The following is a 17,977-nucleotide window of genomic DNA, read 5'->3' on the forward strand; positions in this document are numbered from 1 at the left end:
TGTGACTGGCCATCCATGCATAAATTAAGGGCACAGCTGTTCAAATCATCCCTGCATCTTGTGCCGTATCAAAAGCCTGACGAATAATTTCATCGAAATTCTCGTAGGCCAATCCGAAAAACTCAAGGGCGGCCAACAAACTCTCGGAAGGCTCTTCACGATGGGCTTCTGAAAGATCCGCCACACCATTATCGACATCTAAAAGGAAAGCGGCCTGTTCGGCCAGATACGTCAGGTAAGCATGAGCCTGAAAAGGTTCCGTCGCCTTGTGTGGCGAATGATGGTTGGCCACCCCCATCACCACTTCTTGTGGGAATTTCCATTGCTGAAGCAGGCGGGCACTCATCATCGCATGATGCGTTCCGAACACCTCCACCTCCGAAGGCGCTAAACGATCAATGTCATACTCGGTTAATTTCATGACCTGAAGATACTTATCCCGATCCTCCACAGCCAACAGATAGATACCAATATCATGCATCAGACCGCATAAAAAAGCCTCTCCCGTATTGACATGTAAAGCCTTCGCCAACTCCTGGGCGACAAAAGCGGACAAGATCGCATGTCGCAAAAAGTGCTTTTCACTGAATGGTGGCTTACTCTTAAAGGTGGATTTGTAGTTAATTGCATGCGCCATCAGACGCACATCCTGTGTCCCGATTCTGGTGACGGCCTCAGACAGATCTGTGACTTTGGTTCCCATCGAGTACTTGGCCGTGTTGACCACGCCAATCAGGCCTGCGGCCAACCTGGGATCCTGTGCGATCAATTTCACCAGATCATTGATATGGATATCTTCACCACTTGCCAACAGACGCTCCAGTTTCATCAGAGCATCGGGAAAGTGGGGCAAATCATCCAGCGCCTGTAGACGCTCGATAATGACCTTGCTCACATTTGGTTTTTTAACTTCTGTCGCTGACATCTCTCATCCTAAGTACGTTAAACGGCTTATCAAAAACACATTCAATTCAAAAACACACTCTAATTTTCACATAAAACGGAATAAAAATGAGATAAAATACTCCGTGTTTTAAAAACAGTGGCTGTCCATAACAGCAACAATCACTTTTACGCCAAGGGGTGGCAAATCGCCTGAGATCTTCGTCTGCCGAAGGAACCCTATGAACCTGATCCAGTTAATACTGGCGTAGGGACAGGCCGCAATACATTACCAGTTCAATGCAATTCTTTGCTCACCAGCAAAGGTTCATCACCAATGTTCGCCCTGTCCTTTTATTTACAATAAAAGGAATCTTAATGAAGCTTAAACCCAGCATTATTGCCATTAGCACATTAATCGCAAGCACATCAGCCGTTGCCGAAGAACTCAACACTATCGTTGTAGAAGCTGACTTTAGACCAACCCAAGTTGATGAGAGCACTTCAAGCGTTTCGGTCATCTCAGGCACCGAAGCAGAACAATTAGGTGCAACCCATATGGAGACCCTGATCAACCAAGTTCCCAATATGAATGCAGCGGCAGGCGCATCCCGCCAACAATTCTTCCAGATCAGAGGGATTGGAGAGCGTTCGCAGTATGAATACCCGGTCAACCCATCTGTCGGGTTAATGATTGACGGCATGAACTTTAGTCATACGGGAGCTGCAGCTACCCTATTTGACACGGAACAAGTAGAAGTATTAAGAGGTCCACAAGGGACACGTTTTGGTGCCAATGCATTGGCAGGCATCATAAACATCCAGAGCAAAGAAGCCACTGAAACACCAGAGCACGAAATTGAAATGACATACGGCAACTTCAATTCCAGTCGTCTCGGCGCGGTTTTAAGCGGGCCGATCATTGACAACAAAGTTCTCGGTCGCATCGCCATCCAGCAAAGTCGCTCAGATGGTTACATGGAAAATGACTACCTGGATAAAACTGACACACAAAACCAAGATGAAATTACTGCAAAAGCACATTTAAAAATCATGGCCAACGATAAGCATACTATCGATTTGCGAGCCACGCATCTTAACATCGACAATGGCTATGACGGCTTTAATATGGAAAATGATTTGACCACTATTACCGATGAGCCAGGCAAAGATAAACTAAAAGCAGATGCAGTTGCGCTTAAAAGTGAGTACAAACTGAATCCGAAAGTGAATATGGTCACCAAATTAAGTCACATGAGCTCTTCTTCTCTATATTCTTTCGACGCTGACTGGGCCTACCCTGACTACCAAGGTGGGTGGGATCAATACTTTGCTGAATATGACCGTTCCCGAACTGAAAACACCTTGGAGTTTAACTGGCTATCCTCTCCAGAAGGAAAAATCTTCAACAATTCGACTGACTGGGTTTTTGGCCTTTATGCGTCAAACTATAGTGAGGATATGATTTATGAAAAAAGCTGGTCAAGCAGTAATGAAGAGTTTGAATTGGATACCCAAAACAGAGCTGCATTTGGCCAGTTCGATATCGCTTTAAATGATAAAGCGACACTGACAACCGGTTTACGTGTTGAGCAATATACAGCAAACATCAGCACCAATACCGGCATTAAAGATAATCATAATGAAACACTTTTTGGTGGCAAAATTGGTCTTACTTACCAAGCTAATGACAACCATCAGGTATTTGGTAGCTTTTCACGTGGCTACAAAGCAGGAGGCTTAAATGTAGAACCAAACTTACTGGTAAGCCAACTACCTTACGATACCGAGTATATGTGGAGTTTAGAAGCAGGATTAAACTCCAAATTTGCTAATCGCTTATCAACTCGCCTGAATTTCTTTTATTCAAAACGAGTCGATCAACAAGTCAAAAGCTCGGTGCAAACCGACCCGAATGATCCGCAAACTTTTACTGATTATTTCACCAATGCGGCATTAGGTGAAACCTATGGTTTGGAGTTCATGGGTAACTGGCAAGCCACAAATAATTTACGCTTGATGTCGTCTTTGGGTTTATTAAAAAACAAATTCATTGATTACACTAATCCTGAAGCAGGAGAACTGGATGGTCGTGACCAAGCACACTCACCCAATTATCAGTTCAGCCTAACGGGAGAATATGAAATCAACAATAACTGGCTTTGGATGGCGAACATGCAACGTAAAGATGCTTTTTACTTTTCCAACAATCATGATTCACAATCTAAGTCCTATACTCTTTTCAACACCAGCTTAGAGTATAGTAACGACGATGTAAGCGTGAACTTCTGGATACGTAACCTCATGAACACTGAATATGATGTTAGAGGTTTTTTCTTTGCGGTTGATCAAAGCACTTGGGAACCAGCTGAGTATACACAGCTAGGCGAGCCTAGAACCTTTGGTGTGACAGCACGTTATTTCTTCTAAATCCATCAGGGCTCTTTGGAGCCCTGCCTAATAGGAATTAGACATGCAAATTTCTGTTGAAGTCAGCCTATACCCACTACAAGAATCGTATATAAAGCCCATCACACAGTTTATTGAACGCCTCGAAACACATTCTGACCTCATCGTGTCTCATGGCATCATGAGCTCAACCATTCTGGGAGATTATCAACAGATAATGGCGATATTAACGACAGAAATGGAACAGAGCCTAAAAGCGATTCCTGAAAGTGTTTTCATCATCAAACTTTCCGGTGGTTGCCGCTAAGAATGAACTTGCTCTAAAGGAACTTAACATGCCTAAAACAAAAGGATATGAAGCTCACGCCCAACACTATGATGCCTGGTTTGACAAGAATCCGGACATCTATCAAGCCGAAATAGCCGCAATCAAACAGCTTTTACCTTCAGGTAAAGGCATTGAAATCGGCGCTGGAAGTGGGCGCTTTACGCAACCCCTTGAAATTGATACCGGTGTTGAACCCGCTGAAAAAATGCGTGAAATCGCTCAACAACGTGGTCTAAATGTGATGGCTGGCGTTGCGGAAGCCCTGCCGGTTGACAATGACAGCTACGATTTTGCGATTTTTGTGACATCAACCTGCTTTTTGGACGACCCGCAACTGGCTTATGAAGAAGCGTTTCGTGTCGTCAAAAAGCAAGGGGCGATTGTGATCGCTTTTCTGGAAAAGAATTCAGAACTCGGCAAAGTTTACGAGGAACATAAACACAACGACCCTCTATTTTGTGATGCCACCTTCTACAGTTATGCCGAAATAGAATCCATGCTTAAAAAAGCCGGTTTCGACCATTTCAAATCGATGCAGACCATTCTGCCGGAATCCAAAGACCATAAACCCACCGACATTTTGGTGGGACACGATTCAGGCGCCTTTGTGGTGGTTCGAGCGGATAAAAAGTAAAAGGAAAAACAATGAATGTATCTATTGATATCAGCATGTACCCTCTTAATGAGCAATACTGCCAACCGATTTTGGACTTTATTAACCAAATCGAACAAAACCCGAAACTGAAAATTGAACGCAATGCCATGAGCACCCAGGTATTTGGAGACTATCGCACGGTGATGGCCGAAATCAGCGAAGAAATGTTGATTGCGCTGGAAAAACTGCCGACCACCGTCTTTGTTTTAAAACTGGTTGGTACCGACCGCTCCAACGCACGGATCCGTAGCTGTGAATGATAGCGATAGCAGTCTTTACCTGACCATCTGGCAAAGTTTTCTCAGCTTGTCTGGTTGGGAGGTGCTCGCCACCCTACTGGGCATCGCTTATGTGGTGCTCGCCACTCGCGAATCCATCTGGTGTTGGCCGGCTGCGTTTATCAGCACACTCATCTATACCTTTCTGTTCTGGGAAGGCCAGTTGCCGATGCAGGCGCTACTTAACGCCTATTATTTGCTGATGGCCGTTTATGGATGGTCATTATGGCGAAAACACCCTAATCATAAAAACGACCTAACCATCACCACCAGGCCTGTTCATTTTCATCTAACATTTATTGCAGTCGGAAGCTTGCTGACCCTGCTGACCGCTTATTATCTGGAAAATGTTATCGAATCCCGACTCCCCTATCTGGATGCGGCCGTGACCGTATTTTCAGTGATGAACACGGTTCTTATGGCTCGTAAAATCCTGGAAAACTGGCTTTACTGGCTGGTCATCGATGCGGCGGCCATCGCACTCTATTGGCAAACCGGATACTACGTGACCATCACCATGTTTGCGGTCTATCTTGTATTGGCGGTCATTGGCTATCTGAACTGGAAACAACACTACCTGGGTTTGCATGCGCCTATTAAGGCGAGCTGAGGCTTTTTGTTTGCAACAAAGCAAAAGACTCGGGAACCGCCATCCATTTCTCAAGGGAGAACTCTCCCAGCACCCCCATCAAAAACAACAACAAACGGTAAACTGTTCTGACTTCAGAAAGATCCGGCAACTGAAGATAACGTTGGTAAGAGATGGCGAAGACCTCCACCCAATCCGTCTCCAAAAGATATTCCAACAATACCAATTCGAGTTCACGGCGCCCCCAGACCATTGCATCCAAATCGACTAAAGCGTGTAGCCGTCCTGATTTCGATAAAAACTGATCCCAACGTAAATCCGGCATAATCGGCACAAAGCCCTCTGTCGAGGCTCTATCAATTCGTTTGAATTGATCCAATTGCTTTTCATAAGGCTGTAACGAAACCGCTTGCTGTTGAGCCAGCTCCGTGATCACTGAATGCACTCTTTGCCCCCACCCTTGCGCATCCAAGCCAGCGGCAAACAAAGAACCATAAGACTTGGAAGACTGCTGATGCAGACGCCCCAGATGACTCCCCAAATCCGCCGCCATGTCTGCGTTCACCTGACTCGATACCAAAGCATCGCCTTCAAGCTTTTGAGTAAGCAAAACACTGGCGTACTCCGGACCACCCGATTGCGCCAAATGCAGCTTGGGGATACTCAAAACACTCCAAGACTCAAGCAGGCGATAGACTTCTGGGTAGGCCTCGATTTCCTGAGGGTAACGCAATTCAAACAGGCGCTGCATCCCCTGCCAAAAAGGGGAACGACTGACATTAGACAGTGGACAAAGTTTCAATACCCCCTTTTCAAGCTTACCGGCATTCAACCAGCTGACTTGCCACAATTGATTGGTACTGTCCTCGAAAGCTTTCGGCAAAAACTCTACGGACTCAAATGCTGGCAATTCGGCCAATTGTGAAGCATTCAAATAATGTGAAATAGTCGTTCCATTCATAGGAACCATCATAACATCGAAAACTGGATGTCAATCGGCTGCGGACACCAAAATTAAACATAATCGTTACTCTTGGCGCCTCTCCTTCAATCGTAAACACCTTACTTTGAAATGTTCACCTAAAATCCCCTATGTCTTAATAGGGCATTTTAGATATAATGGTCTGCTGAACTATTTAAATTCATCTTAAAATTAACAAGACTACGGCAAGCCCTGAATTACAGATTGTCATAAAAATAGCTTAAAGGAACCCATTATGAATTTTGATCAAGCTCGATTTTTCATGGTAGAACAACAAATTCGTCCGTGGGATGTACTTGACCAAAAGGTTCTAGACCCGTTTCTTAATATTCCAAGACACCAGTTTGTGGAAGAGTCCAAACAAAGCCTGGCCTACAGCGACGTCGAACTGCCGATCGGGCACGACGAATTCATGATGGCACCCAAAATTGAAGCCAGACTCCTACAAGCTTTGGACATCGACGAAACCGATACGGTTTTAGAAATCGGAACTGGCAGTGGATTCCTGACCGCCGTCATGGCCACACTGGGTAAATCGATCACCACAGTTGAAATCCATGCCGATCTGCAAGAAGTCGCCAAAAAACGTCTGGCTAGTTACAACAACATCGAATTCAAACTTGGGGATGCCAGCCACGGATGGGAAGACGGTAAACAGTACGATGTCATTATCCTAACCGGTTCAGTTCCTGAGATTCCGCAGGCCTATAAAGAGCAATTAAACCTGGGTGGTCGCCTAGCAGTAATCGCTGGCCAGTCCCCGGCAATGACTGCGCAGATTTTAACCCGCATCAGTGAAGCCGAATGGGAAACAGAAACATTGTTTGAAACCGACCTCAAACCCCTGATGAATGCGCAATCATCTGAACCCTTTTCGCTATAAATTACGAACCTAAGCGTAAAAATCAAAGCCAGACTCACCTGGCTTTTTTTATTTTTGAGCCTTTCACCTGACCACACCGTAAACACAAACGCAGTCAACACACCAAACCCAATAAAACAGACCGTTTAGCCTCAATAAAATATTTATATTACCCATTCACCAAATAAGACTTTATACTTAAATATGGACATCATATTTTTGTCATAAATATTTTCATCAAAATCTGATAAAACATTTTAAATTCCAAATTTTTGGAAACTTCCTACAATACCCATAACCATAAGCCATGCTTATACTCCATAAACTACACTAATCATAAGGAAATTCATATGGACTTGATTAGCCTTTATCCCACCTGGTACGAACCCGCTGTTGGTTCCGGCTGGGTCGTTGCGCTGATTGCAACCTTCCATGTGTTGGCCTCCCACACCTCTGTGGGGGCTGCACTCTTGTTTGCCTACCTCTCCCATAAAGCCTACCGTGAAGATCGTGATGACCTGCTGGATTTCGTTAAGAAATACGGTCTGTTCCTACTTGTCTTCACTTATGTGGCCGGGTCAATCACCGGGCCGGGCATCTGGTATTCCACAACCGTGGCAAGTCCAAATGGAATCGGGGCGCTGATCCACTCGTTTGTGTGGAAGTGGGCGACCGAATGGGTTTTCTTTGTGATTGAAGTGGTCGGGGTATACATGATTGTTTACCTAGTCGGACGCGTGGACAAGAAAACCCACATGAAAATCTCAGTGATTTTCGGTATAGCCTCTTTGGCAACCATGGTCATCATTGTGGGAATCTTGTCCTTCATGATGGTGCCAGGTAAAGAAATTTGGTTTGAAGAAGGGGGTTACCTAAATGGTTTCTACGGAACCAACACCTTTATCCAAACCGGTATGCGCATGGCCTTCATGTTTACCATGACCGCCGTTGTGGGTGGCATTGTTGTCGCTGGTATCAAAGATGTAGCCTTTAAGAAAGAAATGGCGCGCAAACTGGGTTGGCTAGGGATCATCTCCACCTTGATCGGTGCCGCCATGTTGCAATGGTATCTGACATCGGTTCCAGATCAAGCTCTACTGGTAATGGAAAACCGTCTACCGGATTACTTTGTACCAAGTATCGTTGCCGTATTAGCGGGTACCTTGGCTTACTTCATCATCACTATGCTGCAGCCTAAAACACTGGTTGCCGGTTTTGCAGGCTTTATGACCATCACCATTTTGGTTGCTGGCCTTTGGCCAGAAGAAACCGCTCGTGAATCGATGCGTAAACCTTGGGTAGCGGGACAATACGTCTACTCTAACCAGGTCATCGGTCGTGACGTTCCGGGCATGGACATCAAGTCTCAACTTCCAACCATCGAAAAAGTCGGAATCCTGAAAGCTCACCCTTTCACTCCAGACGAATTGAAGGAAGTGAATGACAGCAACTTGATTCAAACCGGTGAATATATCGCCATGGTGTACTGTTCAAACTGTCACTCACCAAGTGAGACCGGTATTCGACCATTGCACCGTTACTTCCCGGATGGCGTCACTCAGGCGCGAATGGAGAAGTATGTAAAAGGCGCTTTGACAACCGGAAACATTGCTTATATGCCTAAAATGCCAATGCTTGATTCCGAAGTGAAAGCACTCTCTGCATTTTTGGTCATGAATAACGAAGGTGGACAACCTGCTGTGGTTGCTGCCATTAAACAAGAAGTGGATGCTCGTAACCGTGCTTTGGCTGAAAAACAAGCTCAAGACAAGGTTGCGTCTCTGACTCTTCCACAGGAGGTGAAATAATGGACGCTTCTCAAGTCTCTCAAGTTACCGAGATGATGTACGCCTTGCGCAACCCAGCAGGCGTACCCACCTACCCGATTATCTTCATCGGCCTAGGCGTACTGACCTTTGCCCTGCATATCCTGTTCGTACAGCTTATGCTGGGAACCTCGGCCATCACCCTTTACGGTGCGTTCAATAGCAACCCGTATTGGCGTCGTCTGGGTGCCGCCATGCTCGAAATTTCTAAGGTTTCGGTATCGGTCGCCATCGTAATCGGGGTAGCCCCGTTACTGTTTGTTCAGGTTATTTATGACCCACACTGGTACACCTCTAACGTGTTGTCGGCTAAATGGGTTATCGCGTTTATCTTTATCCTGATCTTAGCCTACTGGGCCATGTACTTTTACTATTTCCAAAATGGTAAGAATGCTGACAAAACGGTAACGCCAAAATCACGCTGGTCAATGATTGTGAGTCTGGCTTTAATGCTGGTTGTCGGTTTCATCATGCACAGCCTGACGACTCAGATCCTTCACCCTGAACTTTGGAAAGAGTGGTACATGCAAGATGGCGTTCTGGACTATTCCGGTTCTCAATTGCATGCCTATAATCCATGGAGATTTGCCTTCTTCATCAGCATGGCCATTCCCGTTGCTGGTGGGATGCTGGTCACCTACCGTCGCTTCAAGTCGGTGCGTGAAGATGCCGATCACGACTACCTGAACTGGGCCGCTGATTTAGGTAAAAAATGGATCAAAGTCGGTTCTGTTATCTCTGCAGCGCTTTATGTAGGTTGGATGATGAACCTTCCAGAAACGGCTGGTGATTTTGCAACCTCTTTCTGGGGGTACGCCGGCGGTATCGCGGTTATCTTCTATGCTTTGTGGGCGATGATTCGCTTGAAAGGTGAAGCACGTTTTTGCAGCTACATGGCTTTACCAATGGCTTTGGTGATTGGATTGATTGTGGCGATCTCTCGTGAAATGCTTCGTTATGGGATTTTGAATGACTTCTTCCACTACGACTTCATGGACTACAAAGTGGTAATGGACTGGTATTCAACCGGCCTGTTCTTCCTGACCTTTGCAATTGTGGGTGGATCGGTTCTGGCTTACTTCCTAACCATCGCATGGAAAACCGGACAAACCGTTGGCGTCTACACCCCTAGCGCGGCAGTCGATAAGATGGGAACCGTCGCTATCTGGATCATGGTACTTTGGATGATACAGTTCTTTGTCATCGGTTTCTGGATCTGGGCAAAATAAGGAGTCAAACATGAAATTACAAACTATATTCGCATCCGCCTTAGCTTTTGCCTTCATTCAACCTGCTGCGGCCGAAGGTCAAAACCCAATTGCCAGTGGCTCAGCCATGGCTTGGCAATGCGCCCCCTGTCACGGCACTAACGGACAGGAATTTTTGGAAGCTATGCCGCCATTGGCTGGCATGCCCGCTAAACAGTTCACGGAGGCGATGATTGCCTACCGTGAAGGGACTCGTCCAGCCATCATCATGGATCGAGTCGCTCGCGGCTTTAACGATGCCGAGATTGAAGCCATGGCAGTCTGGTTTGAAAAGCAGCCGGTCAAACAATGGGAAAACACCAGCCTGACAGAATCACAGAACGCTCAAAAGGCTAACTCGACAGGAGGTCAGAAATGAGCCAACTAGAAAACAAGACATTTGATCAAAAAATCACACGTCGAGATCTCATCAAGGTATTTGGCGCGACTGCCGTGGCCGGAACGGGTATTTTTGGCGCGAGCAGCAAAGCCTTCGCCAAAAACGCGCAACACGTTGTTGTGTTGGGTGGCGGTGTTGGGGGTTCCACTTTCGCAAAATACCTGCGTTTTGCCGACCCCGATGTCAAAATCACCATCATCGAGCAGTATCCGGAATACATCACCTGCTTGCGAAGCAACGATGTCATTGTGGGCATGCACACATTGGATGAACTGACCTTCAACCTCGACACCATCAAATCGAAATACAATGTTAATGTTGTGATCGACAAAGTGATTGGTGCTGATTATGACAAGAAAACCGTACGTACCGAAAAAGGTGAAACCTTCTCTTACGACAAACTGGTGGTCTCTCCGGGTATTGACTTCAAGTTTGAAGATTACGAAGGCTATGATGCGGAAATGGCCGAAGGCAAATTTCCACATGCCTACAAAGCCGGACCTCAGACGCTAGAATTGAGAAGACAGCTGTTGGCGGTACCGAAAGGCGGTACAGCGATTATCGCTCCGCCACAAAACCCGTTCCGTTGCCCTCCTGGGCCTTATGAACGTGCTTCATTCTTTGCTGAGCACTTCAAAAAGCATAATCCAACCGCTAAATTGATTGTGTTGGATCCGAAAGACCGCTTCACCAAAGACGGCCCTTTCAAAAAAGCTTGGGAACGTCTCTACGGTTATAAAACGGATAACGCCTTGATTGAATGGGTTTCCGGTTCGGATGGTGGACGTGTTGTTCGTCTGGATGCCGAAAACATGATGGTTGAAACCGATGGTGGAGACTACAAGGCTGACTTGATCAACATCATACCTAATCAGCGTGCCGGCGTTTTGGCACAAAAAATTGGGCTGACCAATGATTCTGGTTGGTGTCCGATTGAGCGCAACACCATGGAATCCTCTCTGCACAAAGACGTGTACGTTCTGGGTGACAGCAGCATTGCCGACGCTATGCCAAAATCAGGTTACTCTGCCAATTCCCAGGCCAAAGTTTGCGCCCGAGCGGTGGCGGACACCCTAAAAGGTGAGCAACCTGGTACGGCGATCTACTCTAACGTCTGCTACAGCCTGGCTGGAGAGAACTACGGAGTGTCGATTGCGGCTATCTATGAAGTACGCGACGGACTGATTCAGCCTAAAGGTGAATCCGCTGGAGTGTCGCCGATTACCGATAAAGTTACGCAACCCATTCTTGAAGCCGTTTATCAGAAAAACTGGCAAAGAGAATTTGTTAAAGACGTATTCTCTTAATGGCTAATGGTGAGGAAAACAAAATGCTTAGAAAAACAATATTAACCATCGCCATGGCAAGCGTTTCGACACTTGCGCTTGCCGGTCACGATAGCAAACCAACGGCGAACCCTTGGACAAATTTTGGACTTGAAAACAAGATTCAAAGCATGCCCAAAGGGGACCCGATCCGTGGAGAAGAAGTGCACACTCAAATGATGTGTAACGCTTGTCACGGTGAAAAAGGGGAATCTCCTTCCCGCAATTATGCTTCTTTGAACGGTCAACCTTCAGAATACACCATCAAAATGATGCTGGATTACCAGGATGGTCGCCGCTGGGAAGATTACAAGCAAGCCAATGTCATGGTTAAAATTTCGCGTGCTTTGGACGAACAGCAAATCGCCGATGTTGCCGCATTCTATGCACAACAACCGCTGAACAGCTGGAGTTACGCTAAAGAAGTCGATCAAGAGATGTTTGCAAAAATGGATCGCGTCGTTCGCAAAGGTGACGTCTCACGCATGATTGTTCCCTGCGCTTCCTGTCATGGAGCCAAAGGTGAAGGTAATGGCATTGTTCCGGCTTTAGCCGGTCAAGTACCTGAATACTTTATTCGTACCATGAAAGCTTACCAAGGGAAACACCGTAATAACGATGTCAACGAAGGTATGTCGCAATTCACCCACAAGCTGACCGATGCGGAAATTGAAGCCCTGGCCGAATATTATGCCGCGCTGGGTCAAGCACAATAAGGAGCTAAACATGAATGGAATCAAAGCAATCTTATGGGGTCTTGTTCTGACATTTGGCTCAATCGCACTGATGTGGTGGCTTAGCACCTTGACAGTGGTCTCATTGTAACCAAAAAACCTCTCCTAAAGCCCCTCCCAAAACCTTGTTTTGGGAGGTCCTTCACCTGAATTCTTTGCAAAACCAATTTCCACTTCTCACTCAATCGTTTTTGTAAAGCAGTCCGGTCAACCAACATTTATTGTTGAACAACGGTAACGGAATCACAAAAAATGACCTTTAAATACAAAATGGAAGCGCGCGACCACGAATGCGATGTTCAGGGTGTGGTCAACAATGCCCATTATCAGCACTACTTCGAACATGCTCGCCACGTATTTCTCAAACAGAACGAACTCGACTTTGCCGCCCTTGCGCGCCAACACATCAATCTGATGGTCAAAAAAATAGAAATTGAATATCTACACTCGCTGTCAGCCCACGATCAGTTTTACATTACGGTCCACGTAAACAAACTGTCGAAAATTCAATATCGCTTTAGTCAGTCACTCCATCTGCAGAACAACCATACACTGATGGCACGCGCCAATACCGATGTGGTGACGGTAGGAGAAAGACATAAACTTCTTAGGCACTCGCCGCTGGAATCGCTAATTCATGCAACCCAGACGCCCTAGCAAGACAAAAACCCAATGGAATTATTATGAAAATTGCACTCACCAGCCCAAACGCTCGCACCCTGTCCGGACATGCCGGAAAATGCCCAGGATTTTTAGTATTTGAAATCACAGATCGCCAAATCATCCAGCAGAGCCATATCAAACTAAACAAGGAACAGGTGCTTCGCAACCTGAAAGGGGCTTTATCCAACCAGGCCGACCACCCCTTATCTGACATCAACGTTTTTGTGACCCAAAGCCTAGGAGAGGGCTTGCAAAGACGCCTGACCGAGCAAAACATTGAAGTATTCCAGACCCAGGAAAACGACCCGATCAACGCACTTAAGACACTCAATCTGGTCGACTGATAGCCTGTTTAAAATCAACAGGCCTGTCCAAACCTGATATACCGAACAGTCAAAGGTAGGCACAGCGACTTTCTATTTACTTTGAAAATTCACCCTCTTCCAGCTTCTGTTTTGATTTCGTTTTTGCAAAGCCCGCCCCTTTTTTGGTTTTGGCTTTTAATTGCAGCGCCTCAACAATTTCAACATAATCCAGACCAGCCTGATGCATACTGACAAAACAGACTACGATTACGGCAATCGTATTCGGAACCTCACCTTTTTTCTTGTAGGACTGCAGGTTCTTTTCACTTACTTTAATCAACTTGCTGAACTTCGGTAACGAGATACCCGCATCCAGCAAGTGTTTTTTGAACTCAATAAACGTCATAGCCTTTTCCTTATCCGATTTAAGCATTATATCCCCTGAACCAAAGTCAAACTTGCATTCCTAACACCAATTCATTACCATTAGTAATAATTTATTACTAAATAAGATAATATTCAGTAATAAATTACCCACTCATTTCAAAGGAACAAAAAAAATGGCAAAAGCAATTAAGAAAAAATCAGTCAAAAAATCAGCTACCAAAGCCACCATGAAGTTGGTTGCCAAAAAAGACCTGAAAAAGAAAGACGCTAAGTCTGTCATCAACAAAGCCAGCAAGAAAGTGATTAAAAAAGGCTTTTCAAATAAGAAGAAAATGAAAGCCGCCGTCAAAAAAGCGGTCAAGAAAGCGGCCTAACCCCAGATTAGCCCGGTAATCCCCCCATTTAAAGCCAGCAAGATGCTGGCTTTTTTATGCTAGATCCCCAGGTGTTGACACAGGCAGACCAGGCCTGTTCAGATTTTATGCCGTTTTTTTCAAATCGGCCTCCAGGGCCTTACGCTCATCAATCCATGCCTTTTGCTCAAAATCTACGTTCATACAGTTATAACAATGCTCTTTAAAAAGACCCATTTTTACCAGCAACCAGTGGAGTTTGCAGCCTAAACAAAGCCCAAATACCGCTTCTAACCACATGAATACAAAACATACCCCCACCAGCATTGGAATAAAATCAGGCATCCAATTCCGATCAGTTGGCAAGAGTTCCATGAAAAACACGTTATTTATGAAACGTGCGACACTGTCTGGATTAAAAAACATCAGGCAGGAGACAATTAATGTTGCGCCAATCAACCAAGCAAAACGTTTAGGCTTTAAAGGCTCCCATTTAGGGCGAATATTGCGTGTTAAAAAGGTGGCAAGATGAACGCTGGGCGAAAGATAAGCGGTTTTAACAAACATTCCCGCCAGCATTTCAAACAGGCCATATAACAGCACTAAACTGGGAAGGGTGTACTCAAAGGCGGTGCGATGGGCCTGTACGTTAAAAATGGTGCGCCACTCTTCGGTCATATCAAACGTCTCTTCCACAAATGTGTTGGGTAATACCGTCCAAGTTGGCGCCAATACGGTTGTGAACAGCACAATCACCATATAAATGGGCAATATCAACATGAGACCCGCACGCATTTGTACTGCATATTTATTAATAAAAACAATCTCTTCGGATTGATTCCTAAACCACAAATGCTTTAAATGATAACGCAACATTACATCTATCCTCCGTCAAAATTTTTATTTAATAAAACACTTTTAGCTTAAGAAGTGTAGTGAACATTATCAATTAGTGTAAACCCTAAAAAAACCTAGGGTTATGACAAACCAGAATAAAATAAGTGTAATTTTAGATAAAAAATAGAGAATACGGCGAATGTCACTCACCTTTTAAACGCAAAAGCCAGCAAAAGCTGGCTTTGATGCGATCTCTTAAACGATTGTTTTGTAAGTGAACAGGCCTGCTCTTTTAGACTACTATTACTGAGCAAGATTCTGTTTTTTTCGAATCGTATTAATATTAATGAGCATGGCAATGGAGATCACCAAGGCCACAACAAAGAACCCGGAAAACACATACAGAGTTTCCGCATAAGAGCCGGTTGCATCTTTAACCATCGAAATAATCAGCGGCCCTACCAGGCCTGCTGCGGCCCAAGCGGTTAATATATAACCATGAATCGCGCCCAATTCTTTGGTTCCGAAAATATCTCCAATGTAGGCTGGAATCGACGCAAAGCCGCCTCCATAACAAGACATGATGAAATATAAAACAAATTGAAAAAGGATAATCTCGGCAATGGATGGCAAAGCGTAAAACGCAACGGCCTGGGTGGCAAAGAAAATAATATAGACAACGGGTCTGGTTAAATAATCAGATAACGACGCCCAGAAGATTCGGCCCGCACCGTTGAAAATCCCCATCAAACCGACGGCCGCCGCGGCCACCAACGCGGATACACCCAACACCTCTTGCAATAATGGTGATGCCACACCAATAATCGCAATACCGCAGGTGACGTTAATAAACAACATCAACCACAATCCATAGAACCGCGGAGTTTTGACGGCTTCATGAACCCCCAACATAGCCAGATCTTGTTTAATTGTCTTATGGCCGGACTCAACCTTTTTCTTGAAGCCTTCGGGCATATACCCCTCTTCCGGTTTTTCTAAATAAAGTGCCGAGGCGAACATAATGACGAAGTAAGTCACCCCCAAGACAATGAAGGTTGAAGCAACGCCAATTTCTGAAATTAAGACTTTGATGGTTGGCCCCCATACGGCAGAGGCAAAACCAAAACCCATGATCGCCAGTCCCGTCGCCAAACCCCTTTTATCAGGGAACCACTTAACCAAGGTGGATACTGGAGCGATATAACCAATCCCCAGGCCACAGCCACCCAATACGCCATAAAAGAAGTATAGAAGCATTTTGGATTCCATTAAGATGGCCAGACCCGAACCTATCGTACCTAAACCGAATAACACCGCGGCAATAATCGCGGATACTTTCGGGCCATTCTTCTCAACGAACTTACCCATTAAAGCGGCGGACAAACCCAAAAAGAAAATCGCGATACTGAAGGCGATCGTCACATCGGTCAAGGTCCAATTCATCTCTTCTTTAATCGGATTAACGTACACGCTCCACGCATAAACAGAACCGATACAAATATGAACCCCAACCGCAGCTAAGGCCATCAACCACCTATTTTTTCCCATATAAAACCCCTCCAATAATTTATCGCAAACTCTTTAATATTAACTCAAGCCAATATCGTGGAAAACCGGCGGCGTGTCTATATATAAGACCCACTATCAGAACCAAAGATTCTTACACCCTTATAAAAAATCACAATCCACCCCAATCAACTCTAAAAATGCTCTGTCCAAAACCAAAAAAGCCGAGTCATTTCTGACTCGGCTTTCTAACAACGTCTATGTTTTAGGAAGCGTTTTTTTCAAGTTCAAGGCGTTTAAAGGTGACGCTTAGCACACTAAGCGAGCCTTTAAACAAGCAGAAATTGTAAAAACAAGCTCCTAAAAATTAGTTTTTGTCTTGGTCGACGATCTTGTTGCTGGCAATCCAAGGCATCATTGCACGCAGTTTCTTACCAACCACTTCGATACCGTGCTCTTCGTTGTTACGACGTGCAGCGGTCATGGATGGGTAACCCGCTTGACCTTCAAGAATGAACTGCTTAGCGTACTCACCAGACTGGATGTTTTTCAAGGCTTGACGCATTGCCGCACGTGACTCGTCGTTGATAACGCGAGGACCGGTGACGTATTCACCGTACTCTGCGTTATTGGAGATCGAGTAGTTCATGTCGGCGATCCCACCTTCGAACATTAGGTCAACGATCAATTTAAGCTCGTGCAAACATTCAAAGTAAGCCATTTCCGGCTCGTAACCCGCTTCAACCAAAGTGTCGAAACCGGCTTTAACAAGTTCAACCGCACCACCACACAGAACAGCCTGCTCACCGAATAGGTCAGTTTCACACTCGTCGCGGAACGTGGTTTCGATGATACCGGTACGACCACCCCCTACACCCGAAGCGTAAGATAAAGCGATTTCTTTAGCGTTACCAGAAGCGTCTTGCTCAACCGCAATCAGGTCAGGAATCCCGCCGCCGCGAACGAATTCGGAACGAACAGTGTGACCCGGTGCCTTAGGAGCGATCATGATGACGTCTAGATCTTTACGTGGCTGGATTTGGTTATAGATGATGGCGAAACCGTGTGCGAATGCAAGTGTCGCACCCTGCTTGATGTTCGGCTCGATCTCTTCTTTATATAGAACAGACTGGAACTCATCCGGAGTTAGAATCATTACAACATCAGCACCGGCAACCGCAGTCGCAACGTCAGCTGTCTTTAGGCCGTAACCTTCGGCCTTTTTGATGGAAGAAGAACCAGGACGCAGACCAACGGTTACGTCAACACCCGAATCCTGAAGGTTGGCTGCATGAGCGTGACCTTGAGAACCGAAACCGATGATGGCTACTTTCTTACCCTGGATGATTGAAAGGTCACAATCTTTATCGTAATAAACTTGCATTTATCTATTCCTATCTTTATTTTTT

Annotated in this window: 20 protein-coding genes and 1 riboswitch; of the genes, 14 read left to right on the plus strand and 6 right to left on the minus strand. The window is 45.5% G+C overall.

The genetic code is table 11. The features are described from left to right. Positions 1–40: 40 nt before the first annotated feature. Positions 41–925 (minus strand): HDOD domain-containing protein, encoded by an 885-nt coding sequence (locus B076_RS0108710; protein ID WP_028486965.1) that lies wholly within the window; start codon positions 923–925, stop codon positions 41–43. 144 nt (positions 926–1,069) lie between these two features. After that, positions 1,070–1,175: riboswitch (TPP riboswitch) on the plus strand. Between the two features lie 85 nt (positions 1,176–1,260). Here B076_RS0108710 and B076_RS0108715 point away from each other — a divergent pair. From B076_RS0108715 to pnuC, 5 genes are read left to right on the plus strand one after another with little or no spacing between them, the layout of a single operon-like run. After that, positions 1,261–3,312, plus strand: coding sequence for a TonB-dependent receptor (locus B076_RS0108715; protein WP_028486966.1), 2,052 nt, complete (start codon positions 1,261–1,263; stop codon positions 3,310–3,312). A 43-nt stretch (positions 3,313–3,355) separates the two neighbouring features. Continuing rightward, positions 3,356–3,598: a YkoF family thiamine/hydroxymethylpyrimidine-binding protein gene (locus B076_RS0108720; protein WP_028486967.1), complete on the plus strand. Its 243-nt coding sequence runs from the start codon at positions 3,356–3,358 to the stop codon at positions 3,596–3,598. 28 nt (positions 3,599–3,626) lie between these two features. Then, positions 3,627–4,253 carry a class I SAM-dependent methyltransferase gene (locus B076_RS0108725; RefSeq protein WP_028486968.1) on the plus strand — a complete coding sequence of 209 codons (627 nt, stop codon included), beginning with the start codon at positions 3,627–3,629 and terminating at the stop codon, positions 4,251–4,253. Between the two features lie 11 nt (positions 4,254–4,264). Continuing rightward, positions 4,265–4,534, plus strand: a complete 270-nt coding sequence (locus B076_RS0108730; RefSeq protein ID WP_028486969.1) for a hypothetical protein — start codon at positions 4,265–4,267, stop codon at positions 4,532–4,534. Further along, positions 4,527–5,162, plus strand: a complete 636-nt coding sequence (pnuC, locus tag B076_RS0108735) for a nicotinamide riboside transporter PnuC (protein WP_245566345.1) — start codon at positions 4,527–4,529, stop codon at positions 5,160–5,162. Before B076_RS0108730 ends, pnuC begins: the two co-directional genes overlap by 8 nt. Here pnuC and B076_RS13065 read toward each other — a convergent pair. Beyond that, a complete protein-coding gene (locus B076_RS13065; RefSeq protein WP_157753546.1) occupies positions 5,149–6,102 on the minus strand; it encodes a phosphotransferase in 954 nt (317 codons plus the stop codon). The genes pnuC and B076_RS13065 overlap by 14 nt on opposite strands. Positions 6,103–6,358: 256 nt before the next feature. On the opposite strand from B076_RS13065, the gene B076_RS0108745 reads away from it, so the two are divergent. From B076_RS0108745 to B076_RS12575, 8 genes are all read left to right on the plus strand, one after another. Further along, positions 6,359–7,006: a protein-L-isoaspartate O-methyltransferase family protein gene (locus B076_RS0108745; protein WP_028486972.1), complete on the plus strand. Its 648-nt coding sequence runs from the start codon at positions 6,359–6,361 to the stop codon at positions 7,004–7,006. Positions 7,007–7,335: 329 nt separating this feature from the next. Beyond that, positions 7,336–8,793: a c-type cytochrome gene (locus tag B076_RS0108750; RefSeq protein WP_028486973.1), complete on the plus strand. Its 1,458-nt coding sequence runs from the start codon at positions 7,336–7,338 to the stop codon at positions 8,791–8,793. Continuing rightward, positions 8,793–10,040 carry a hypothetical protein gene (locus B076_RS0108755; protein WP_028486974.1) on the plus strand — a complete coding sequence of 416 codons (1,248 nt, stop codon included), beginning with the start codon at positions 8,793–8,795 and terminating at the stop codon, positions 10,038–10,040. The genes B076_RS0108750 and B076_RS0108755 overlap by 1 nt, the downstream gene beginning before the upstream one ends. A gap of 10 nt (positions 10,041–10,050) precedes the next feature. Further along, complete coding sequence (locus B076_RS13070; RefSeq protein WP_051347270.1) at positions 10,051–10,437, plus strand: c-type cytochrome; 387 nt, start codon at positions 10,051–10,053, stop codon at positions 10,435–10,437. Next, positions 10,434–11,765: an NAD(P)/FAD-dependent oxidoreductase gene (locus B076_RS0108765; RefSeq protein WP_028486975.1), complete on the plus strand. Its 1,332-nt coding sequence runs from the start codon at positions 10,434–10,436 to the stop codon at positions 11,763–11,765. Before B076_RS13070 ends, B076_RS0108765 begins: the two co-directional genes overlap by 4 nt. Positions 11,766–11,788: 23 nt before the next feature. Next, entirely contained in the window at positions 11,789–12,499 is a 711-nt protein-coding gene (locus B076_RS0108770; protein ID WP_028486976.1) for a c-type cytochrome, read from the plus strand. A gap of 270 nt (positions 12,500–12,769) precedes the next feature. Then, positions 12,770–13,174: an acyl-CoA thioesterase gene (locus B076_RS12570; protein ID WP_038150508.1), complete on the plus strand. Its 405-nt coding sequence runs from the start codon at positions 12,770–12,772 to the stop codon at positions 13,172–13,174. Between the two features lie 26 nt (positions 13,175–13,200). Next, positions 13,201–13,524, plus strand: a complete 324-nt coding sequence (locus B076_RS12575; RefSeq protein ID WP_051347272.1) for a NifB/NifX family molybdenum-iron cluster-binding protein — start codon at positions 13,201–13,203, stop codon at positions 13,522–13,524. A gap of 76 nt (positions 13,525–13,600) precedes the next feature. On the opposite strand, the gene B076_RS0108785 is transcribed toward B076_RS12575, so the two are convergent. Beyond that, complete coding sequence (locus tag B076_RS0108785) at positions 13,601–13,891, minus strand: hypothetical protein (RefSeq protein ID WP_028486977.1); 291 nt, start codon at positions 13,889–13,891, stop codon at positions 13,601–13,603. Positions 13,892–14,045: 154 nt separating this feature from the next. Here B076_RS0108785 and B076_RS0108790 point away from each other — a divergent pair, with 154 nt between their 5' ends. Continuing rightward, positions 14,046–14,246, plus strand: a complete 201-nt coding sequence (locus B076_RS0108790; protein WP_028486978.1) for a hypothetical protein — start codon at positions 14,046–14,048, stop codon at positions 14,244–14,246. A gap of 105 nt (positions 14,247–14,351) precedes the next feature. Here B076_RS0108790 and B076_RS0108795 read toward each other — a convergent pair whose 3' ends face one another. The 3 genes from B076_RS0108795 to ilvC all read right to left on the minus strand — a co-directional run bounded on the left by B076_RS0108795 (position 14,352) and on the right by ilvC (position 17,952). Then, positions 14,352–15,101 (minus strand): DUF4395 family protein, encoded by a 750-nt coding sequence (locus tag B076_RS0108795; RefSeq protein ID WP_038150510.1) that lies wholly within the window; start codon positions 15,099–15,101, stop codon positions 14,352–14,354. 264 nt (positions 15,102–15,365) lie between these two features. Further along, positions 15,366–16,610, minus strand: a complete 1,245-nt coding sequence (locus B076_RS0108800; RefSeq protein ID WP_028486980.1) for an L-lactate MFS transporter — start codon at positions 16,608–16,610, stop codon at positions 15,366–15,368. 325 nt (positions 16,611–16,935) lie between these two features. Continuing rightward, a complete protein-coding gene (gene ilvC / locus B076_RS0108805) occupies positions 16,936–17,952 on the minus strand; it encodes a ketol-acid reductoisomerase (protein ID WP_028486981.1) in 1,017 nt (338 codons plus the stop codon). Positions 17,953–17,977: the final 25 nt, after the last annotated feature.

It is taken from the genome of Thiomicrorhabdus chilensis DSM 12352, assembly GCF_000483485.1.
Taxonomy (GTDB): Bacteria; Pseudomonadota; Gammaproteobacteria; order Thiomicrospirales; family Thiomicrospiraceae; genus Thiomicrorhabdus; species Thiomicrorhabdus chilensis.

Coding starts and splice junctions, on each gene's coding strand:
- B076_RS0108710 (WP_028486965.1), bottom strand. CDS start 925: ATGTCAGCGACAGAAGTTAAAAAACCAAATGTGAGCAAGGTCATTATC.
- B076_RS0108715 (WP_028486966.1), top strand. CDS start 1,261: ATGAAGCTTAAACCCAGCATTATTGCCATTAGCACATTAATCGCAAGC.
- B076_RS0108720 (WP_028486967.1), top strand. CDS start 3,356: ATGCAAATTTCTGTTGAAGTCAGCCTATACCCACTACAAGAATCGTAT.
- B076_RS0108725 (WP_028486968.1), top strand. CDS start 3,627: ATGCCTAAAACAAAAGGATATGAAGCTCACGCCCAACACTATGATGCC.
- B076_RS0108730 (WP_028486969.1), top strand. CDS start 4,265: ATGAATGTATCTATTGATATCAGCATGTACCCTCTTAATGAGCAATAC.
- B076_RS13065 (WP_157753546.1), bottom strand. CDS start 6,102: ATGAATGGAACGACTATTTCACATTATTTGAATGCTTCACAATTGGCC.
- B076_RS0108745 (WP_028486972.1), top strand. CDS start 6,359: ATGAATTTTGATCAAGCTCGATTTTTCATGGTAGAACAACAAATTCGT.
- B076_RS0108750 (WP_028486973.1), top strand. CDS start 7,336: ATGGACTTGATTAGCCTTTATCCCACCTGGTACGAACCCGCTGTTGGT.
- B076_RS0108755 (WP_028486974.1), top strand. CDS start 8,793: ATGGACGCTTCTCAAGTCTCTCAAGTTACCGAGATGATGTACGCCTTG.
- B076_RS13070 (WP_051347270.1), top strand. CDS start 10,051: ATGAAATTACAAACTATATTCGCATCCGCCTTAGCTTTTGCCTTCATT.
- B076_RS0108765 (WP_028486975.1), top strand. CDS start 10,434: ATGAGCCAACTAGAAAACAAGACATTTGATCAAAAAATCACACGTCGA.
- B076_RS0108770 (WP_028486976.1), top strand. CDS start 11,789: ATGCTTAGAAAAACAATATTAACCATCGCCATGGCAAGCGTTTCGACA.
- B076_RS12570 (WP_038150508.1), top strand. CDS start 12,770: ATGACCTTTAAATACAAAATGGAAGCGCGCGACCACGAATGCGATGTT.
- B076_RS12575 (WP_051347272.1), top strand. CDS start 13,201: ATGAAAATTGCACTCACCAGCCCAAACGCTCGCACCCTGTCCGGACAT.
- B076_RS0108785 (WP_028486977.1), bottom strand. CDS start 13,891: ATGACGTTTATTGAGTTCAAAAAACACTTGCTGGATGCGGGTATCTCG.
- B076_RS0108790 (WP_028486978.1), top strand. CDS start 14,046: ATGGCAAAAGCAATTAAGAAAAAATCAGTCAAAAAATCAGCTACCAAA.
- B076_RS0108795 (WP_038150510.1), bottom strand. CDS start 15,101: ATGTTGCGTTATCATTTAAAGCATTTGTGGTTTAGGAATCAATCCGAA.
- B076_RS0108800 (WP_028486980.1), bottom strand. CDS start 16,610: ATGGGAAAAAATAGGTGGTTGATGGCCTTAGCTGCGGTTGGGGTTCAT.
- ilvC (WP_028486981.1), bottom strand. CDS start 17,952: ATGCAAGTTTATTACGATAAAGATTGTGACCTTTCAATCATCCAGGGT.